This is a genomic window from Luteibacter sp. W1I16 (assembly GCF_050434905.1).
Taxonomy (GTDB): domain Bacteria; phylum Pseudomonadota; class Gammaproteobacteria; order Xanthomonadales; family Rhodanobacteraceae; genus Luteibacter.
Window position 1 is genome coordinate 3,647,217 of sequence record NZ_JBNDJJ010000001.1, and the last position, 17,004, is coordinate 3,664,220.

At 65.8% G+C, this 17,004-nt stretch carries 16 protein-coding genes and 2 tRNA genes; 16 read left to right on the plus strand and 2 right to left on the minus strand.

Annotation, left to right across the window (positions count from 1 at the left end; translation table 11 throughout):
• The first annotated feature begins 66 nt into the window (after positions 1-66).
• From recA to QFZ41_RS16025, 5 genes are all read left to right on the plus strand, one after another.
• Entirely contained in the window at positions 67-1,107 is a 1,041-nt protein-coding gene (recA, locus tag QFZ41_RS16005; protein WP_371023277.1) for a recombinase RecA, read from the plus strand.
• On the plus strand, positions 1,094-1,600 hold the full coding sequence (locus QFZ41_RS16010; RefSeq protein ID WP_429199654.1) for a regulatory protein RecX: 507 nt from the start codon (positions 1,094-1,096) through the stop codon (positions 1,598-1,600). The genes recA and QFZ41_RS16010 overlap by 14 nt, the downstream gene beginning before the upstream one ends.
• Before the next feature lie 71 nt (positions 1,601-1,671).
• Positions 1,672-4,305: an alanine--tRNA ligase gene (alaS, locus tag QFZ41_RS16015; RefSeq protein ID WP_429199655.1), complete on the plus strand. Its 2,634-nt coding sequence runs from the start codon at positions 1,672-1,674 to the stop codon at positions 4,303-4,305.
• 304 nt (positions 4,306-4,609) lie between these two features.
• Complete coding sequence (gene csrA / locus QFZ41_RS16020; protein WP_072323041.1) at positions 4,610-4,807, plus strand: carbon storage regulator CsrA; 198 nt, start codon at positions 4,610-4,612, stop codon at positions 4,805-4,807.
• Positions 4,808-4,878: 71 nt separating this feature from the next.
• Positions 4,879-4,971 (plus strand) — tRNA-Ser (locus QFZ41_RS16025).
• Between the two features lie 255 nt (positions 4,972-5,226).
• Here the strand turns inward: QFZ41_RS16025 and QFZ41_RS16030 are convergent.
• A tRNA-Pro gene (locus QFZ41_RS16030) sits at positions 5,227-5,303 on the minus strand.
• Positions 5,304-5,457: 154 nt separating this feature from the next.
• On the opposite strand from QFZ41_RS16030, the gene hisS reads away from it, so the two are divergent.
• The gene (gene hisS, locus QFZ41_RS16035; protein WP_429199656.1) at positions 5,458-6,843 is read left to right on the plus strand and encodes a histidine--tRNA ligase; all 1,386 of its coding nucleotides are present in this window, start codon (positions 5,458-5,460) and stop codon (positions 6,841-6,843) included.
• A 35-nt stretch (positions 6,844-6,878) separates the two neighbouring features.
• Positions 6,879-8,771: an HAL/PAL/TAL family ammonia-lyase gene (locus QFZ41_RS16040; RefSeq protein ID WP_429199657.1), complete on the plus strand. Its 1,893-nt coding sequence runs from the start codon at positions 6,879-6,881 to the stop codon at positions 8,769-8,771.
• A 3-nt stretch (positions 8,772-8,774) separates the two neighbouring features.
• On the opposite strand, the gene QFZ41_RS16045 is transcribed toward QFZ41_RS16040, so the two are convergent.
• Positions 8,775-9,470, minus strand: a complete 696-nt coding sequence (locus QFZ41_RS16045; protein WP_429199658.1) for a response regulator — start codon at positions 9,468-9,470, stop codon at positions 8,775-8,777.
• 146 nt (positions 9,471-9,616) lie between these two features.
• Here QFZ41_RS16045 and QFZ41_RS16050 point away from each other — a divergent pair, with 146 nt between their 5' ends.
• The 9 genes from QFZ41_RS16050 to hisIE are packed head-to-tail and all read left to right on the plus strand — an operon-like array spanning position 9,617 to position 16,955.
• Positions 9,617-9,934, plus strand: coding sequence for a YerC/YecD family TrpR-related protein (locus QFZ41_RS16050; protein WP_429199659.1), 318 nt, complete (start codon positions 9,617-9,619; stop codon positions 9,932-9,934).
• 26 nt (positions 9,935-9,960) lie between these two features.
• Positions 9,961-10,824 carry an ATP phosphoribosyltransferase gene (gene hisG, locus QFZ41_RS16055; protein ID WP_429200268.1) on the plus strand — a complete coding sequence of 288 codons (864 nt, stop codon included), beginning with the start codon at positions 9,961-9,963 and terminating at the stop codon, positions 10,822-10,824.
• Positions 10,821-12,128, plus strand: a complete 1,308-nt coding sequence (gene hisD / locus QFZ41_RS16060; protein WP_429199660.1) for a histidinol dehydrogenase — start codon at positions 10,821-10,823, stop codon at positions 12,126-12,128. The genes hisG and hisD overlap by 4 nt, the downstream gene beginning before the upstream one ends.
• Complete coding sequence (gene hisC / locus QFZ41_RS16065; protein WP_429199661.1) at positions 12,125-13,189, plus strand: histidinol-phosphate transaminase; 1,065 nt, start codon at positions 12,125-12,127, stop codon at positions 13,187-13,189. The genes hisD and hisC overlap by 4 nt, the downstream gene beginning before the upstream one ends.
• Complete coding sequence (gene hisB / locus QFZ41_RS16070; RefSeq protein ID WP_429199662.1) at positions 13,186-14,250, plus strand: bifunctional histidinol-phosphatase/imidazoleglycerol-phosphate dehydratase HisB; 1,065 nt, start codon at positions 13,186-13,188, stop codon at positions 14,248-14,250. Before hisC ends, hisB begins: the two co-directional genes overlap by 4 nt.
• Entirely contained in the window at positions 14,250-14,840 is a 591-nt protein-coding gene (gene hisH / locus QFZ41_RS16075) for an imidazole glycerol phosphate synthase subunit HisH (protein ID WP_429199663.1), read from the plus strand. The genes hisB and hisH overlap by 1 nt, the downstream gene beginning before the upstream one ends.
• Complete coding sequence (gene hisA, locus QFZ41_RS16080; protein ID WP_429199664.1) at positions 14,837-15,589, plus strand: 1-(5-phosphoribosyl)-5-[(5-phosphoribosylamino)methylideneamino]imidazole-4-carboxamide isomerase; 753 nt, start codon at positions 14,837-14,839, stop codon at positions 15,587-15,589. The genes hisH and hisA overlap by 4 nt, the downstream gene beginning before the upstream one ends.
• Positions 15,583-16,353, plus strand: a complete 771-nt coding sequence (gene hisF, locus QFZ41_RS16085; RefSeq protein WP_429199665.1) for an imidazole glycerol phosphate synthase subunit HisF — start codon at positions 15,583-15,585, stop codon at positions 16,351-16,353. Before hisA ends, hisF begins: the two co-directional genes overlap by 7 nt.
• Positions 16,350-16,955, plus strand: coding sequence for a bifunctional phosphoribosyl-AMP cyclohydrolase/phosphoribosyl-ATP diphosphatase HisIE (gene hisIE, locus QFZ41_RS16090; protein WP_429199666.1), 606 nt, complete (start codon positions 16,350-16,352; stop codon positions 16,953-16,955). Before hisF ends, hisIE begins: the two co-directional genes overlap by 4 nt.
• Positions 16,956-17,004 lie beyond the last annotated feature (49 nt).

Sequence of the window (17,004 nt, forward strand, 5' to 3'; positions counted from 1 at the left end):
CGGATCGCAGTCCCTGAGACCACGGTCGGGCAAGATACTCACCTACACAAGAGACTGGAAACCACGATGGACGACAATAAGCGCAAGGCGCTGGCGAGTGCCCTCGGCCAGATTGAAAAGCAGTTCGGCAAGGGTGCCGTGATGCGTCTTGGCGACCGCGTCGACGACCAGATCGACACGGTGTCGACCGGTTCGCTCGGCCTGGACATCGCCCTGGGCATCGGCGGCCTCCCGCGTGGCCGCGTCGTCGAGATCTATGGTCCGGAATCCTCGGGCAAGACGACGCTCACCCTGCAGGCCATCGCGTCCTGCCAGCGCGCGGGTGGCACGGCGGCGTTCGTCGACGCCGAGCACGCTCTCGACCCCAGCTACGCCGAAAAGTTGGGCGTGAACGTGGCGGACCTGCTGGTCAGCCAGCCGGATACCGGTGAACAGGCGCTCGAAATCGCCGATATGCTGGTGCGTTCCGGTGCCGTGGACATGGTGGTGGTCGATTCCGTGGCCGCCCTGACGCCGAAAGCCGAAATCGAAGGCGAGATGGGCGACTCCCACGTCGGCCTGCACGCCCGCCTGATGAGCCAGGCCTTGCGCAAGCTCACGGCCAACATCAAGAAGACCAATTGCCTCGTCATCTTCATCAACCAGATCCGCATGAAGATCGGCGTGATGTTCGGGAGCCCGGAAACCACCACCGGTGGTAACGCGTTGAAGTTCTATGCCTCGGTTCGCCTGGACATCCGCCGCATTGGCGCGGTGAAGAAGGGCGAGGAAGTCATCGGTTCCGAGACGCGCGTCAAGGTCGTGAAGAACAAGGTGGCGCCGCCGTTCCGCCAAGCTGAATTCGAGATCCTCTACGGCGAAGGTACGTCACGCGAAGGCGAGATCATCGAACTGGGTGTTCGGGAGAACCTGATCGACAAGTCCGGCGCCTGGTACAGCTACAAGGGCGACCGCATCGGCCAGGGCAAGGAAAACGTGCGCCAGTTCCTTCGCGACAACCCCGCCATCGCCAATGAAGTGGACGCTGAGTTGCGCGCCCGCCTGCTGGTCAAGGCGGGCCCGAAGGCCGAAGCCTCGACCGAGGCCGACGAGCTTGAGGAAGTCTGATAAAGAGGCGGGGGAGGGCGGCGGCAAGAACGGCCGCCCCACCCGCGCCGCATATGACAAGGCGCTTGGGCTGTTGGCCCGGCGCGAGCACTCCCGCCGCGAACTCAAGCAGAAGCTCGAGCGCGGCGGTTTCGAACGTGACGAGTCCGCAGCCGCGCTGGAACGACTGGGCGACCAGGGTTACCAGGACGACGACCGTTTCGCCGGCTCTCTCGTGCGTAGCCGGGTCGGTCAGGGATACGGGCCCGCCCGCATCAGGGCGGAACTGCGTAGCCAGGGAATCGCCGATGCCCGCATCCGCGAATTGATCGAGAAGGCGGACGTCGATTGGCACGATCTGGCAGCGAATCAGCTTCGCCGACGCTATGGCAAGCCATCCCCTGACCCTGCCGAGCGGGCACGGAGGGCGCAATTCCTCTTGCGTCGCGGCTTCGCCGCCGCCACAGTACGTGTTCTTACCCACGCCGATGCGGAAGACGCCGACGACGACTGAAGGCAGTGAGCCTTGATTCTGGACGGAGCGTCCCCGCGACATATCTCGCAGCTCCCACGCCACGATCGCTCATGAAAACCGCCCAGATCCGTTCGACCTTCCTCGAATTCTTCCGCTCCAAGGACCACACCATCGTGCCCTCGGCATCGCTGGTGCCGTCGAACGACCCCACGCTGCTGTTCACGAACTCGGGCATGGTCCCGTTCAAGAACGTATTCCTCGGCAGTGAAAAGCCAGGCTACGTGCGTGCGGCCGACGTCCAGCGCTGCCTGCGCGCCGGTGGCAAGCACAACGATCTCGACGCCGTGGGCTACACCGCGCGGCATCACACCTTTTTCGAGATGCTTGGCAACTGGTCGTTCGGCGACTACTTCAAGCGCGACGCCATCCGCTACGCCTGGGAATTGCTCACCTCGGTTTACAAGCTTCCTGCCGACCGCCTGTGGGTCACCGTCTATCACACCGACGATGAGGCCTATGACATCTGGAACAAGGAAGTCGGCGTGCCGGCGGACCGCATCGTCCGCATTGGAGACAACAAGGGGGCACCCTTCGCGTCGGACAACTTCTGGCAGATGGCCGATACCGGCCCCTGCGGGCCCTGCACCGAGATCTTCTACGACCATGGCCCTGACGTGGCTGGCGGCCCCCCGGGTTCGCCCGACGAGGACGGCGACCGTTATATCGAAATCTGGAACCTCGTGTTCATGCAGTTCGACCGTGCCCCGGACGGCACGCTCTCGCCGCTGCCGGCGCCGTGCGTCGACACTGGCATGGGCCTGGAGCGTCTGGCCGCGGTGCTGCAACACGTGCACTCCAACTATGAAATCGACCTGTTTGCGCACCTGATCGCGGAGGCCTCGCGTCTGACCGGCACGGCCGACCTCGCGAACAAGTCGTTGCGTGTCATCGCCGATCATATCCGTGCCTGCTCGTTCCTGATCGTCGACGGGGTCCTGCCGTCCAACGAAGGCCGTGGCTACGTGCTCCGCCGCATCATTCGTCGTGCCTTGCGGCACGGCTGGATGCTCGGCGTGCGCGGCGATTTCTTCTGGAAGATGGTGGCGCCGCTCGTCGCTGAAATGGGTGAGGCGTATCCCGAGATCGCCGCAAAGCAATCCTTCGTGGAGCAGGCGCTCAAAACCGAGGAAGAGCGGTTCGGCGAAACCCTCGAGCACGGCATGCGCCTGTTCGACGATATCGCCGCGAAGTCGGGCCAGATCATCCCGGGCGTCGATGCCTTCAGGCTTTACGACACCTACGGGTTCCCCGTCGACCTCACCGCCGATATCGCGCGCGAGCGCGGCATGACCGTCGACATGGATGGTTTCGAACGCGCCATGGGTGAGCAGCGCGCCCGCGCCCGCGCCGCCAGTAACTTCGGCAGCAAGGCGCAGCTTCCCGCCGAGGTCGCCAGCGCGCTGGCACCGACGGTGTTCACCGGCTACGACATCCTTGATCTTGCCGATGCGACAGTCCTCGCCATCGTCCGCGACGGCAAGGCCGTCGACCGGCTCACCGATGGCGAGGACGCGTTCGTACTGCTCGACCGCACGCCTTTCTACGCCGAGTCCGGTGGGCAGGTCGGCGATACCGGCATGCTGCGCAATCCTTCGGGCGCGTTCGCTGTTGAGGATACGCAAAAGGTCGCAGGCGCGTTCTTCGCACACTTCGGCACATGGCAAGGTTCCGCGCCGCTCGAGAAAGGCGCCATCGTCGTCGCATCGGTGGATGCGGCGCAGCGCCAGGCCACCGTGCTCAACCATTCGGCGACGCACCTGCTGCACGCAGCCTTGCGCACCGTGCTCGGCGACCACGTGGCTCAGAAGGGCTCGCTGGTCGCGCCTGAGCGCTTGCGCTTCGATTTTTCGCATTTCAAGCCGGTCACCGCCGAGGAACTGGCGCAGATCGAGCGCATGGTCAACGCCGAGGTCCGTCGCAACGCCCAGGCGGAAGTTCATCACATGGGTTACGACGAGGCGATCGACTTCGGCGCCATCGCCTTGTTCGGTGAGAAGTACGGTTCCGAAGTACGTGTTCTGAAGATGGGCGACTTCTCGACCGAACTCTGCGGCGGCACGCATGTGTCGCGTACCGGCGATATCGGCTTGTTCAAGATCGTCTCCGAATCGGGCGTCGCCGCTGGCGTGCGCCGTATCGAGGCGGTCACCGGTGCCGGTGCCCTGGCCCGGGTCGCGGATGAGGAACGCGTGCTGGGTGAAGTCTCGAACTTGGTCGGCGCTAACGGCGACGAAGTGATCGAGAAGCTGCGCCAGTTGTTCGACCGGCAGAAGAAGCTCGAGCGCGAGGTCGAATCCTACAAGGCCAAGGCGGCTAGCTCGGCGTCGGCCGATCTCGCCGCCGCCGCCGTGGACGTGGCCGGGATCAAGGTCGTCGCGGCGCGTATCGAGGGCCTGGATGCCAAGTCGCTGCGTGACAGCCTGGATGCGTTGAAGCAGAAGCTGGGTGACTGTGCCGTCGTCCTTGCGGGCGCGGCGGATGGCCGCGTTTCGCTCGTGGCCGGTGTCGGTGGCTCGGCGTTGGGCCGGGTCAAGGCAGGCGATCTGGTCGCCGAGGTGGCTTCCCACATCGAAGGCAAAGGCGGCGGCCGGACCGACATGGCCCAGGGCGGTGGTCTCGACAGTCCGGCCCTGCCGGCCGTTCTTGCTGGCATTCCGGCGTGGGTGGAAGCCCGCCTGCGCTGAACGGGAGATAGCCGGAGTGCGCGTCGACACGCCAAAAGGCGCTTCGACGCGCGCATTCACGGCTATGTGCGTTGCGTCCCCCGGTTTGGCTCGGCTAGTATCATCCGAATGTCGAATGCATCCTTCGGCATCGATCCTTCGGATCGAGAGTGGCAGGACAGCTGGTCAGCGACACACACACAACAAGAGCCGGGGAAGGCAATCGGCCTTCGATGGTCGGAACGTCGATCCATTGACGGCAAGCACTCGGGGTGAGGTTGTCGTTGGTGGGGAAGCCAATACCTGATTTTATGGAGTATCAATCATGCTGATTCTGACCCGCCGGGTCGGTGAAACCCTGATGATCGGCGACGAGGTGACCGTCACCGTTCTGGGTGTGAAGGGTAACCAGGTGCGCATCGGCATCAATGCGCCGAAGAACGTCGCGGTGCATCGCGAGGAAATTTACCAGCGCATCAAGAACGAGAACGATCCGGCCGGCCATTCCGGGGACGACCAGTAAAGTCTTTACGGCCGCAGCAAGGCAAAGTATCCTTGCTGGCTCGTTAAGGCTCGTTCCTCGACGACGATCACGGAGAGTTGCCCGAGAGGCCGAAGGGGCTCCCCTGCTAAGGGAGTATAGGGTCAAAAGCCTTATCGAGGGTTCGAATCCCTCACTCTCCGCCAGTTACGCAAGACGCCCCCTCGTGGGGCGTTTTGCGTTGTGGGAATGGCAGTTTTTGTGGAGCCGCCAATGTGTGGAGCCGCCAGCTCGGTGGGAGCCGACCCTGTCGGCGATCCCGCGGCAGCGGGCCAGGTTACAGCAAGCACCCATCGCCGACAGGGTCGGCTCCCACCCCAAGTGGCTCCCACCTCAAGCGACACTTCGCCAGGCGCACAAACAAAAACACCGGCCAATGGGCCGGTGCTTTCATCAAACATTGGTCGGGGAGACAGGATTCGAACCTGCGACTTCTACGTCCCGAACGTAGCGCTCTACCAGGCTGAGCTACACCCCGACGGGAGCCGCGTATATTAGCCACGGGGCCCACCCTTGGCAACAGGTCCTCGCATCTTTTTTACATTTTGGCGGCCGGGCTACCGGCGGCCATCTGCTAATCTATGCGGCTGCCGCATGGCGGCGCCCGTACAGCCTGTCCGAAGAGGAATTGCATGGCACTCACCCCGGCCCGCACCATGCCCGGTGTCCTCGAGCTCCTGCCGCTCGACCAGATCGCCTTCCAGCGCATGCTGGATACGATCCGCCGTAACTATGAGCGATTCGGCTTCCTGCCGATCGAGACGCCGGCCATCGAGCATAGCGACGTGCTGCTGACCAAGACGGGTGGGGAGACCGAGCGCCAGGTGTACTTCGTCCAGTCGACCGGCTCCCTGGGCGCGGCGGCGGAAAAGGGCGGTGTGCCGGAACTGGCACTGCGTTTCGACCTCACCGTGCCTCTGGCGCGTTACGTCGCCGAGCACGAGCACGACCTGAGCTTCCCGTTCCGCCGGTACCAAATGCAGCGCGTCTACCGTGGCGAGCGTGCGCAGCGTGGCCGCTTCCGTGAGTTCTACCAGTGCGACATCGATGTGGTGGGTAAGGATTCCCTGTCCGTCCGCTACGACGCTGAAATCCCGGCGGTGATCTACAGCGTCTTCCGTGAACTGAACATCGGCGCGTTCACCATCCAGCTCAACAACCGCAGGTTGATGCGCGGCTATTTCGAGAACCTCGGCATCGCCGACACCGAACAGCAGATGCTCGTGCTGCGCGAGGTCGACAAGCTCGACAAGCGCGGCGCCGACTATGTGCGCGATACCCTCACGGGCGAGACGTTCGGCCTCTCCGCCGAAGTGGCCGCCAAGATCCTCGCCTTCGTGCAAGTGCGCTCCACCTCGGTGGACGATGCCTTCGCGAAGCTCGACGCGCTGGGCCAGGGCTCGGAAACCTTCGAACAGGGCAGGGCCGAGCTGAAGGAAGTGCTTTCCCTGATCCGTGACTTCGGCGTGCCGGAGACACACTTCGCGTTGAACCTGTCGATCGCCCGCGGTCTCGATTACTACACGGGAACCGTGTATGAGACCACGCTGGACGATCATCCCGGCATCGGCTCGATCTGCTCGGGTGGGCGTTATGAAAACCTCGCTGGCCAATACACCAAGTCGCACCTGCCGGGCGTGGGTATTTCCATCGGGCTGACCCGTCTTTACTGGCAGCTTCGCGACGCCGGCTTGATCTCCACCGCGCGGAGTACGGTCGACGTCCTCGTCACGCAGATGGACCCGGCCCAGTTGCCCACCTACCTCGCCGTGGCCAATGAGTTGCGTACGGCCGGCATCGCCACCGAGGTGGTGCTCGAGGGCGGCAAGCTGGGCAAGCAGTTCAAATACGCCGACCGCGCAGGCATCCGCTTCGTGGTGGTGCTCGGTGAGGACGAGATCGCCAAGGGTGTCGTCACGGTGAAGGATCTTCGCCGCGAGGATCAGTTCGAGGTGCCTCGCGCGGAGCTCGTGAAGACACTGCGCGTCGAACTGGCCCAGGCTGAAATCGGCGTCTGATCCATCCTATTCCTCGACTTATCACGGCCTTTCCCATGACCAGCAGTATCCTTCTCGACGGGCGCAGCCTCACGCGGGCCCAGGTCGCCGACATCGCTCGCTGCGGCGCCACGATCCGCCTCGACGAGGCGCAACTGGTCAAGGTGAAGCGCGCCGCCGATTTCCTTGCCGAGAAGGTGGGTGGCGGCGAACCGATCTACGGCGTCACCACGGGTTTCGGCAGCAATGCCGACAAGCTGCTCGGCGCGCATCGTGTGCGCGACGAACTTCCTGGTGGCAACCCGGAGCCGCGCGAAGGGACGTTGCTGGAAGAGCTGCAGCACAACCTCATCATCACGCACGCCGTATGCGTGGGTAAGCCGTTCTCCGCGGAAGTCGTTCGCGCGATGCTGGCCATCCGCGTCAACACGTTGATGCGCGGCCACTCCGGCATCCGCGTGGAAACGCTGCGTGCCTTGGCCGAGTTGCTCAACCGTGACGTCATTCCGGTCATTCCGGAGAAAGGTTCGGTCGGCGCCAGCGGCGATCTCGCGCCGCTATCCCATCTTGCGATCGTGCTGCTCGGTGGCGGCGAAGCCTTCTACAAGGGCGAGCGCATGCCGGGTGCCAAGGCCCTGGCCGCGGCCGGCCTCGAGCCGGTGCGGCTTTCCTTCAAGGAAGGCCTGGCCCTGAACAACGGCACGACGCAGATGCTCGCCACGGGCGTACTCGCGCTCGACACGATGGACATGCTGATCCGTACCGCGGATCTCGCCGCCGCGATGACGCTGGACGCCTTTGCCGGCCGCACTGGCGCCTATGCCGAACAGGTGCACGCGTTGCGCCCGCATCCGGGCCAGGTCGATGCGGCGCGGAATATCCGCAGCCTGCTCGAAGGGTCGACGCTTGCCGATATTCCTTACCACCTCGTGCCCCGTTTCCGCCCGTGGCTGTCGGACGCCTGGTCCGATCCCGCCGACCAGGGGCATCGTTTCGACATCGGCTGGGACTGGGTGCCGGCCACGCAACGTCACGGCAAAGAAGCCTTCTACTCGCGCTTCCTCCCGTTCAAGGGCGGCAAGAAGCACCAGCCACAGGATGCTTACTGCCTGCGTTGCGCGCCCCAGGTGCACGGCGCGGTGCGCGATGCCTGGGAACAGGCCTGCCGGGTGTTCGATGTCGAGCTGAACGCGGTGACCGACAATCCGTTGGTATTCCCGGACGCCGAGAACGCGGAGGTCATCGAAGACCAGGTGATCTCCGCCGGCCATTTCCACGGCATGCCGCTGGCGCTGGCGATGAGCTACGTCAAGGCGTCGATCCCGGTGCTGGCGTCGATCTCCGAGCGGCGCACGGCCAAGCTGGTCGACCCGGCCAACAACGATGGCCTGCCGGCCTTCCTGATCGGCAATGAGGACGCGACCGACTCCGGCTTCATGATCGTCCAGTACACGGCGGCTGCGCTCGTCAACGACCTGGCCACGCGTGCGCATCCGGCATCGGTGTATTCGGTGCCGACCAGCGCCAACGCGGAGGATCATGTCTCGATGGGTGCCAACGAGGCGCGCCACGTGCTGGAGATGACCGAAGACCTCGGCCATGTGCTCGCGATGGAGCTCTATACGGCGGCGCAGGCGCTGGAATACCGGCAGGACATGCTCAACGCGGCGCGCTCGCTGGCCCATCGGGGCGACTGGCAGGCGTTGGCAGCGAAGATCTCGGGCGCGCCACGTCCGGATTCACCGCACTACGCGCTCTTCGAACGGGAAGTGCGTGCGCTTATGGATGCGCTCGCCGCCGCGGACGACTTCCATGGCGGCGTGGCCGTGCGAGCCGCCCTGGCGTCCCTGCGCGAGCACATCGCCTTCATGCAACGCGATCGGGCGATGGATGGCGACGTGCGCGCGGTATGCGAGTTGGTCGCCTCCGGGCGCCTCGTCGACGGCTGACCTTCACGACCCGACGAAACGAAGCGTCGACGCGGCTTCCATCGCGGGGGACCAGTCGTCGAGCAAGCCGGCGCGTACGCCGGCCAGGTATTGGTAGAGCTGGGCGTCGTTGACGAGGCCCAGCTTGTTCATGGCCGAGCGCTTCTGCCGGCTGATGGTCTTGAAGCTGCGGCCCATCAGGACCGCGATATCGCCCAGGCCGTGCCCTTGCGCGAAAGCGCGCAGCACCTCGACCTCGCGTGGGGATAACCGGGTGGAATCGTCGTGGCCATTCGCGCAGTCGGCCTCATGGAACAAACGCCGTATGGCGGGGCTGAGGTAGGAGCGGCCTACATCGGCGGCATGCACCGCCACCGGAATGTCACGCAGGTTGGTGCGCTTGTCGAAGATGGCCGCGACGCCCATGTCGAGCAGGCTGCGCAGGATCGCCGGGTTGGACATCATCGTGAGCACCACGATGCCGGTATCCGGGCGGGTAGCCCGGATGCGACGGAGCATGGGCATGCCATCGGGCTGGCTCCCCTCTGGCATGGAATAGTCGGTGACGACGACGTCGCAGGGGTGTTCGGCGAGGGAGTCGAACAACGTGTCGGTATCGTGGGCGCGTGCGACGACCTCGTAGCGGTGCGCCTTGAGAATGGTCTCGACCCCCGCGACGACCACCGGATGGTCGTCGGCGATGATCACGGTACTCGTCATGTCAGGCCTCATGGCGATGGAATCTCGTCATGGTGGCGGGCCGAAGCCCCGAAATATATGGAAGAAAAGCGCAATCACGTGTCGGCGCTTGCCACTTCAGGGTTGCAGAGGTAGGATGCGTTATCGTATTAACGCGTTAGTACACTATGAAGCGTCGCTCCCTCGATCCCGAAACCCCGGCCGATTCGGCGGAAACCAGCCTGTGCGAAGCCCTCTTGGGCATGTCCACGGTGGAGGAGATGCGGGCTTTCCTGCATGACCTGTGCACCCCTGCCGAAATCGAGGTCATGGTGGACCGCTGGCGGGTGGTGCCCCATCTGCTGGAGGGCCGCTCGTATCGCGAGATCCACGAACGGACGGCGGTGAGCATCACCACGATCGGCCGCGTCGCCCGCTACCTCAACCAGGGCAGTGGCGGCTACATGGCCGCTGCGGCCCGGCGCAACCTGGGAGGTGCCGCGTGAAGCCGCGCGACCGCCTGCGGATCGCCATGCAGAAGTCGGGGCGGCTCACCGAACCGGCACAAGAGCTGCTCGCGCGCTGTGGCCTCAAGTTCCGACAGAGCCGCGACAAGCTGTTCTGCTTCGGCGAAGGCGAGCCCGTCGATCTCCTGCTGGTCCGCGACGACGACATACCCGGCCTGATCGCCGAGGGCGTCTGCGATCTCGGCATCGTCGGTCGCAACGTCCTTCGCGAGTTCCAGCTGTCCAACGCGGACGCCGGCGCGGGTATCGACGAGTTGCGGTCGCTGGGCTTCGGCCATTGCCGCCTGTCCATCGCCGTGCCCCAGGAAGATGCCTACGAGGGCCCGGAACAACTCCAGGGCCAGCGCATCGCCACCTCGTACCCCGGACTGCTGGGCGAATGGCTGCGAACCCATGGCATCGACGCGAAGGTCGTGATGCTCGCGGGCTCCGTGGAGATCGCGCCGCGTCTGGGCACGGCCGATGCGATCTGCGATCTGGTTTCCAGTGGTGCCACGCTGGTCGCCAACCAGTTGAGGGAAGCGGCGATGGTGGTGGAGAGTGAAGCGGTACTCGCCGGGCATCGCGAGTTGCCGCCCGACGAGCGTGGCGAAATCGCCGAACTGCTCCTGCGTCGCCTCGATGGGGTCATCCAGGTGCGCGACTCGCGCCTGATCCTGATGCAGGCGCCGCGTGACGCGCTGGCCGCCATCACGCGTCTCTTGCCGGGCAGCCCCGTGCCGACACTGACGCCGGTGGACGGCGCACCCGACCAGGTCGTCCTTCAGGCGCTGTGCGCCGGCTCGGTGAGCTGGCGCCAGCTCGAAGATATGAAACGCGCCGGCGCCCGCGACATGCTGGTGCTGCCGGTGGAGAAGATGCTGGCATGAAACGAATCGACTGGACGACCCTGGACGAGAAGGGCCGCGACGCCGCGTTGGCGCGGCCCGCGCAGTCGCGCTCGGTGGCATTGCGCGAAGGCGTGGAGATCATCGTGGCCGACGTGCGCCGGCGTGGTGACGAAGCCTTGTTCGAACTCACGGCGCGCTACGACGGCACCCGCCTGCAAGGATTGGAGGTTGGCGACGAGGAGTTCGCCGCGGCCGAGGCGCGTCTCGCGCCCGAACTGAAAGCGGCCGTGATCGAAGCCGCCGGTCGCATCGAGGCCTTCCATCGCGCGACGGCGCCGAAGGCTATAGCGGTCGACACCGCTCCCGGCGTGCGAGTGGAACGGGTTTTGCGGCCTATCGGCAGGGTAGGGCTGTACGTGCCCGCGGGTGGCGCGCCCTTGCCATCCACCGCGATCATGCTCGGCGTGCCGGCGGCCATCGCGGGGTGCCGCGAGGTGGTGCTTTGCACGCCGGTGCAGGCCGATGGCCGCTGCGACGACGCCGTGTTGTTCGCCGCGAAAGTGACCGGCGTGCATCGCGTCTTCAAGCTCGGCGGCGCGCAGGCGGTCGCGGCGATGGCCTATGGAACCGCAAGCGTTCCACGCTGCGACAAAATCTTCGGCCCCGGCAATGCATGGGTCACCGAGGCGAAGTTGCAGGTGGCGGGTGACCCCGCCGGGGCAGCCATCGACATGCCGGCCGGCCCGTCCGAAGTGCTGGTGATCGCCGATGCCGATGCCGACCCGCGCTTCGTCGCCGCCGACCTGTTATCGCAAGCGGAGCATGGTCCGGACTCGCAGGTTTTGCTGGTCAGCCCCTCGGCGGACTTGCTCGACCGTGTGGCGGTCGAGGTAGAGCGGCAACGGGACACCTTGCCCCGGGCGGATATCGCCGGCAAGGCTCTGGCGGAAAGCAGGCTCGTGCTGGTGGGAGACCTCGTCGAAGCCGTGGCGGTCAGCAATCGCTACGCGCCCGAACACCTCATCATCCAGACCGCCGATCCACGCGCGCTGCTAGGCTCCGTCGAATCGGCCGGCTCGGTCTTCCTCGGCGAGTGGACGCCTGAATCCGTCGGCGATTACTGCAGCGGCAGCAACCACGTGTTGCCGACCTATGGGTACGCGCGCAGTTACAGCGGCGTCTCGGTCGCCAGCTTCCAGAAGCAGGTCACCGTGCAGGAGGTTTCCGCCTCGGGTCTGCGTGTCATCGGGCCGTGCGCCGCGACGCTGGCCGCCGCCGAACAACTCGAGGCGCACCGCCGTGCGGTGACCTTGAGGCTTGCCGCGATGGATGCCGCCGCATGAGCGTCCTCGACCTGGCCCGCCCTGATATCCGCGCGCTTTCGCCTTATTCGAGCGCGCGCATGGAAGCGCAGGGCGGCACCGTCCTGCTCAACGCGAACGAGTCTTCGCGGCCGCCGAACATTCCCGGCGGCGACGGATTGAATCGCTATCCGGATCCGCAGCCGCGAGCCCTGGTGGAAGCGCTCGCGGAGCTCTACGGCAGCGACCCGGACCGCGTGCTCGTGACCCGGGGGAGCGACGAGGCGATCGACCTGCTCGTGCGTGCCTTCTGTCGCGCTGGTGAAGATGCCGTCGTCGTCTCGCCACCCACCTTCGGCATGTACGCGGTCTGCGCGCGCATCCAGGGCGCGGCGGTGATCGACGTGCCACTCGAAGCAGGCGGTGAACTCGACGCCGGAAAGCTGCTCGCCGCCGTCACCCCGGCGACCAAGCTCGTTTTCGTCTGCACGCCGAACAATCCCACCGGTAACCTCGTGGCGCGCGAAGTGCTGGAACGTCTGGCGCGCGAGCTCGCGGGGCGTGCCGTGCTGGTGATCGATGAGGCGTACGCCGAGTTCAGCGGCGTGGCCAGTGCGACGTCGCTGATCGACAGCCACGACAACGTGGCCGTGCTGCGCACCTTGTCCAAGGCATGGTCACTCGCCGGTGCTCGCGTCGGCGCGCTGGTGGCGCGTGCCGAGGTGACCGGATTGTTGCGCCGGATCATTCCTCCGTACCCGTTGCCGTCTCCCTGCGTGGACGCGGCGCTTGGGGCGCTCTCCTATGAAGGAAGGCGTGTACAGCGCCACCACCTGCAGGAAATTCTTGCCGAACGCGCGCGCATGTTCGCGGAGCTACCGACCATGCCGGGAGTTCGCGAGGTGTTGCCGTCGCATGCGAATTTTCTCGCGGTGCGTTTCGACGATGCCGCCGGTACTTACCGGCGTCTGCTTGCCGCCGGTATCGTCGTGCGCGACATCACGAGATATCCGGGTCTTGGCGACGCGTTGCGTATTACCGTGGGCACGGGTAACGAGAACGATCGCGTGCTCGCGATCCTTCGTGCGGGAACCGTCGCATGAGCCGGAAAATCCTCTTCGTCGACCGCGACGGCTGCCTCATCGAGGAGCCGGCCGACGAGCAGATCGACAGCTTCGAGAAGCTGTCGCTGATGCCAGGTGTGATCGCCGCGCTGCAACGCATCGTAAGTGCGGGCTACGAACTGGTGATGGTGACTAACCAGGATGGCCTGGGCACGCCGGCGTTCCCGCAGGAAGCCTTCGATGGTCCGCACCAACTCCTGCTGCGGCTCTTCGCCTCGCAAGGCATCACGTTCCGCGAACAACTGATCGACCGAAGCCTTCCCCACGAAAACCGCGACACCCGCAAGCCCGCCACCGGCCTGGCCCGGCACTGGCTTGCCGACGACAGCTGGAGCCGTGCGCAGTCGGCCATGGTCGGCGACCGCGACACCGATCTCGTGTTCGCGGCGAACATGGGCGTGCGTGGTTTTCTCGTCGGTGCCCGGGGGGCGAGCTGGGCCGAGGTGGCGCACGCCTTGCTCGACGCGCCACGCACCGCCGAAGTGCTGCGCAAGACGAAGGAAACGTCGATCCGCGTCGCCGTGGACCTCGACCGTCTCGCCGACCCCGTCGTACATACGGGGCTGGGCTTCTTCGACCACATGCTCGAACAGATCGGCAAGCACGGCGGCTTCGCGCTCGAACTGCGCTGCGATGGCGACACCCATATCGACGAACACCACACCATCGAGGATTCGGCGCTGGCGCTTGGCCAGGCCCTGCGCCAGGCGCTCGGCGACAAGCGCGGCATCGGTCGCTACGGCTTCGCGTTGCCGATGGACGAGAGCGCCGCGCGTGCCGAGCTGGATCTTTCCGGCCGCCCGTACTTCGTCTTCGAAGGCGAATTTCCGCGTGAACGCGTCGGCGACGTACCCACCGAACTCGTGCCGCATTTCTTCCGCTCGCTATGCGAGACGCTCGGCGCGAACCTGCACCTCACCGTGCACGGGGAGAACGCGCACCACATGGTCGAAGGTTGCTTCAAGGTGGTCGCGCGCACGTTGCGCCAGGCTATCCACCGCGAGGGCGAGGAACTGCCCAGCACGAAGGGGAGCCTGTGATGCGGGTCGTCCTCGTCGACGCGGGTGGCACCAATATCGGTTCGGTGCGCTACGCGTTGCAGCGTCTTGGCACCGATGCCGAGCTGACCTCCAGTGCGGCGGCTATTCGTGCCGCGAGCCATGTGATCCTGCCGGGCGTGGGCGCGGCGGGGCCCGGCATGCGCATGCTGCGCGAGGCCGGTCTGGTCGACGTGATGCGTGGGCTCACCCAACCGGTGCTCGGCGTCTGCCTCGGCATGCAGTTGCTCTGTGAGCGCTCGGAGGAAGCGGATACCGAATGCCTCGGCGTGGTTCCCGCGACGGTGCGGCGTTTCGTCGATACGCCGGGCTTGCGGGTGCCGCACATGGGCTGGAACAGCCTTCATGTCACCACCGGCCACCCGCTCGTCTCCGGCCTGCGTGACGGAGATACAGCCTACTTCGTGCACAGCTACGCCGTGCCCACCGGCGATTACACCCTCGTGGCCAGCGAGCACGGCATGCCTTTCGCGGCCGTCGTCGCCGCCGGCAATTTCATGGGCATGCAATTCCACCCCGAGCGTTCGGCGGGCGTGGGCGCTCAGCTCCTGCGGAATTTCCTTTCCCTATGACGCTTCCCATTCCCGCCATCGACCTGCGCGACGGCAAGGTCGTCCGCCTTTTCCAGGGCGACTATGCGCAGCAGACCACCTTCGCTTTCGAGCCAGAAGCGCTGGCCGCGCGTTACGCCGACGAAGGCGCCACGTGGTTGCACGTGGTCGACCTCGACGGTGCCCGTACCGGCCGTTTCGAGAACCTCGCCACCATCGCCGGCATCGCCTCGGCGGGACGGCTGCGCGTGCAGGCCGGCGGTGGCATCCGCGATGAAGACGGCGTGCGCCGGTTGTTGGCGGCGGGAGCGCAGCGCGTGGTGGTCGGTAGCATGGCCATACGCGCGCCCGAGACGGTCGCGGGATGGATCGACCATTACGGTGCCGATCGCATCGTGCTGGCCTTGGACACGCGTTTCCGCGATGGCACCTGGACATTGCCGAGTGCCGGCTGGACCGCCCATGAAGTCCGTACGCTCGACGAGCTCGTGCCGTGGTACGAAGCCGCCGGCGCACGCCACGTCCTCTGTACCGACATCGATCGCGACGGCACGATGACCGGACCAAATGTCGCGCTCTATCGCCATCTTTCCACGCTGGCGCCGTCGCTGGACGTGCAGGCCTCGGGCGGTGTGCGTTCGCTCGACGACGTCGCCGGCCTCGCGCTGCAAGGCGTCGCGGGCATCATCCTCGGCCGCGCCTTGCTGGAAGGCGCTTTTGCGCTACCCGACGCGTTCGCCGTCGCAGAGAAGGCGAACGCGTCATGCTGAATCGTCGCATCGTTCCCTGTCTCGACGTGCGCGACGGCCAGGTGGTGAAAGGCGTGCGCTTCCGCGACCACGTGGTGGTCGGCGAGATCGTCGAGCTGGCCCTGCGTTACCGCGATGAGGGAGCCGACGAACTGGTGTTCTACGACATCACCGCCAGTCCGGAAGGCCGTCGCGTGGACCGTGATTGGGTCGAGCGTGTGGCGCGGGAAATCGATATTCCTTTTTGCGTGGCCGGTGGCATCCGCAGCGTCGAGGATGCGCGCGAGGTCCTGCATGCCGGGGCGGACAAGGTCTCCATCAATTCACCCGCGCTGGAGCGGCCGGCCCTGGTCGGCGAGATCGCCGACGCGTTCGGCGTGCAGTGCGTCGTCGTCGGCGTGGACAGCTTGCGCGACGACGACGGTCAATGGCGCGTGCGTCAATACACGGGCGACCCTTCGCGCACCCGCGCCTTGCGCAAGCGCACGCTGGACTGGATCGAGGAAGTGCAGCGGTTGGGCGCGGGCGAGATCGTGCTCAACTGCATGGGCACCGACGGCGTCCGTCGCGGCTACGACATCGAGCAGTTGAAGGCGGCACGGGCGATCAGCCATGTGCCGCTGGTCGCCTCCGGCGGCGCGGGCACGCCTGCGCACTTCACCGAGGTGTTCCGTGACGCCGACGTTGATGCGGCGCTTGCGGCGAGCGTGTTCCATTCGGGCGATATCGGTATTCCCGCGCTCAAACGCGACTTGCGTGCGCAAGGCATCGAGGTGAGGTTATGAGCGGAAGGCTTCCCGATTTCGCCAAGGGCGACGGCTTGCTGCCGGCGATCGTGCAGCACGCGCGCACGGGCGAGGTGTTGATGCTGGGCTACATGGACGAGGCCGCGCTGGCGAAGACACGAGAGCTCGGCCAGGTCACCTTCTTCAGCCGAAGCAAGCAGCGCTTGTGGACCAAGGGTGAAACCTCGGGCGATACGCTGGCCCTGGTCGATGCACGACTCGATTGCGACGCCGACACAATCCTCGTGCGCGCCTTGCCCGCCGGGCCCACGTGCCATACCGGCACGACGAGCTGCTTTGGCGACGACGTCGCGCCGGCGCTGGGATTCCTCGCGGAACTGGATGCGCTGGTCGCTTCGCGACATGCGGAACGGCCACAAGGCAGCTACACGACGACGCTATTCGAGGGCGGCATCCGCCGCATGGCGCAGAAAGTGGGAGAGGAGGGCGTCGAGACGGCGCTCGCCGCGGTCGCCGAGGACGACGACGCGCTGATCGGCGAAGCCGCCGATCTCGTGTTCCATCTGATGGTGGTTTTGCGTGCGCGCGGCATCGGTTTCGACACGGTGGCCGCGAAGCTGGCTTCGCGGCACGCGAAATGAAGGTTCTTCACGCGTTACCGGGGTTCGCCTGGTGCATGGCTCGGTGTCG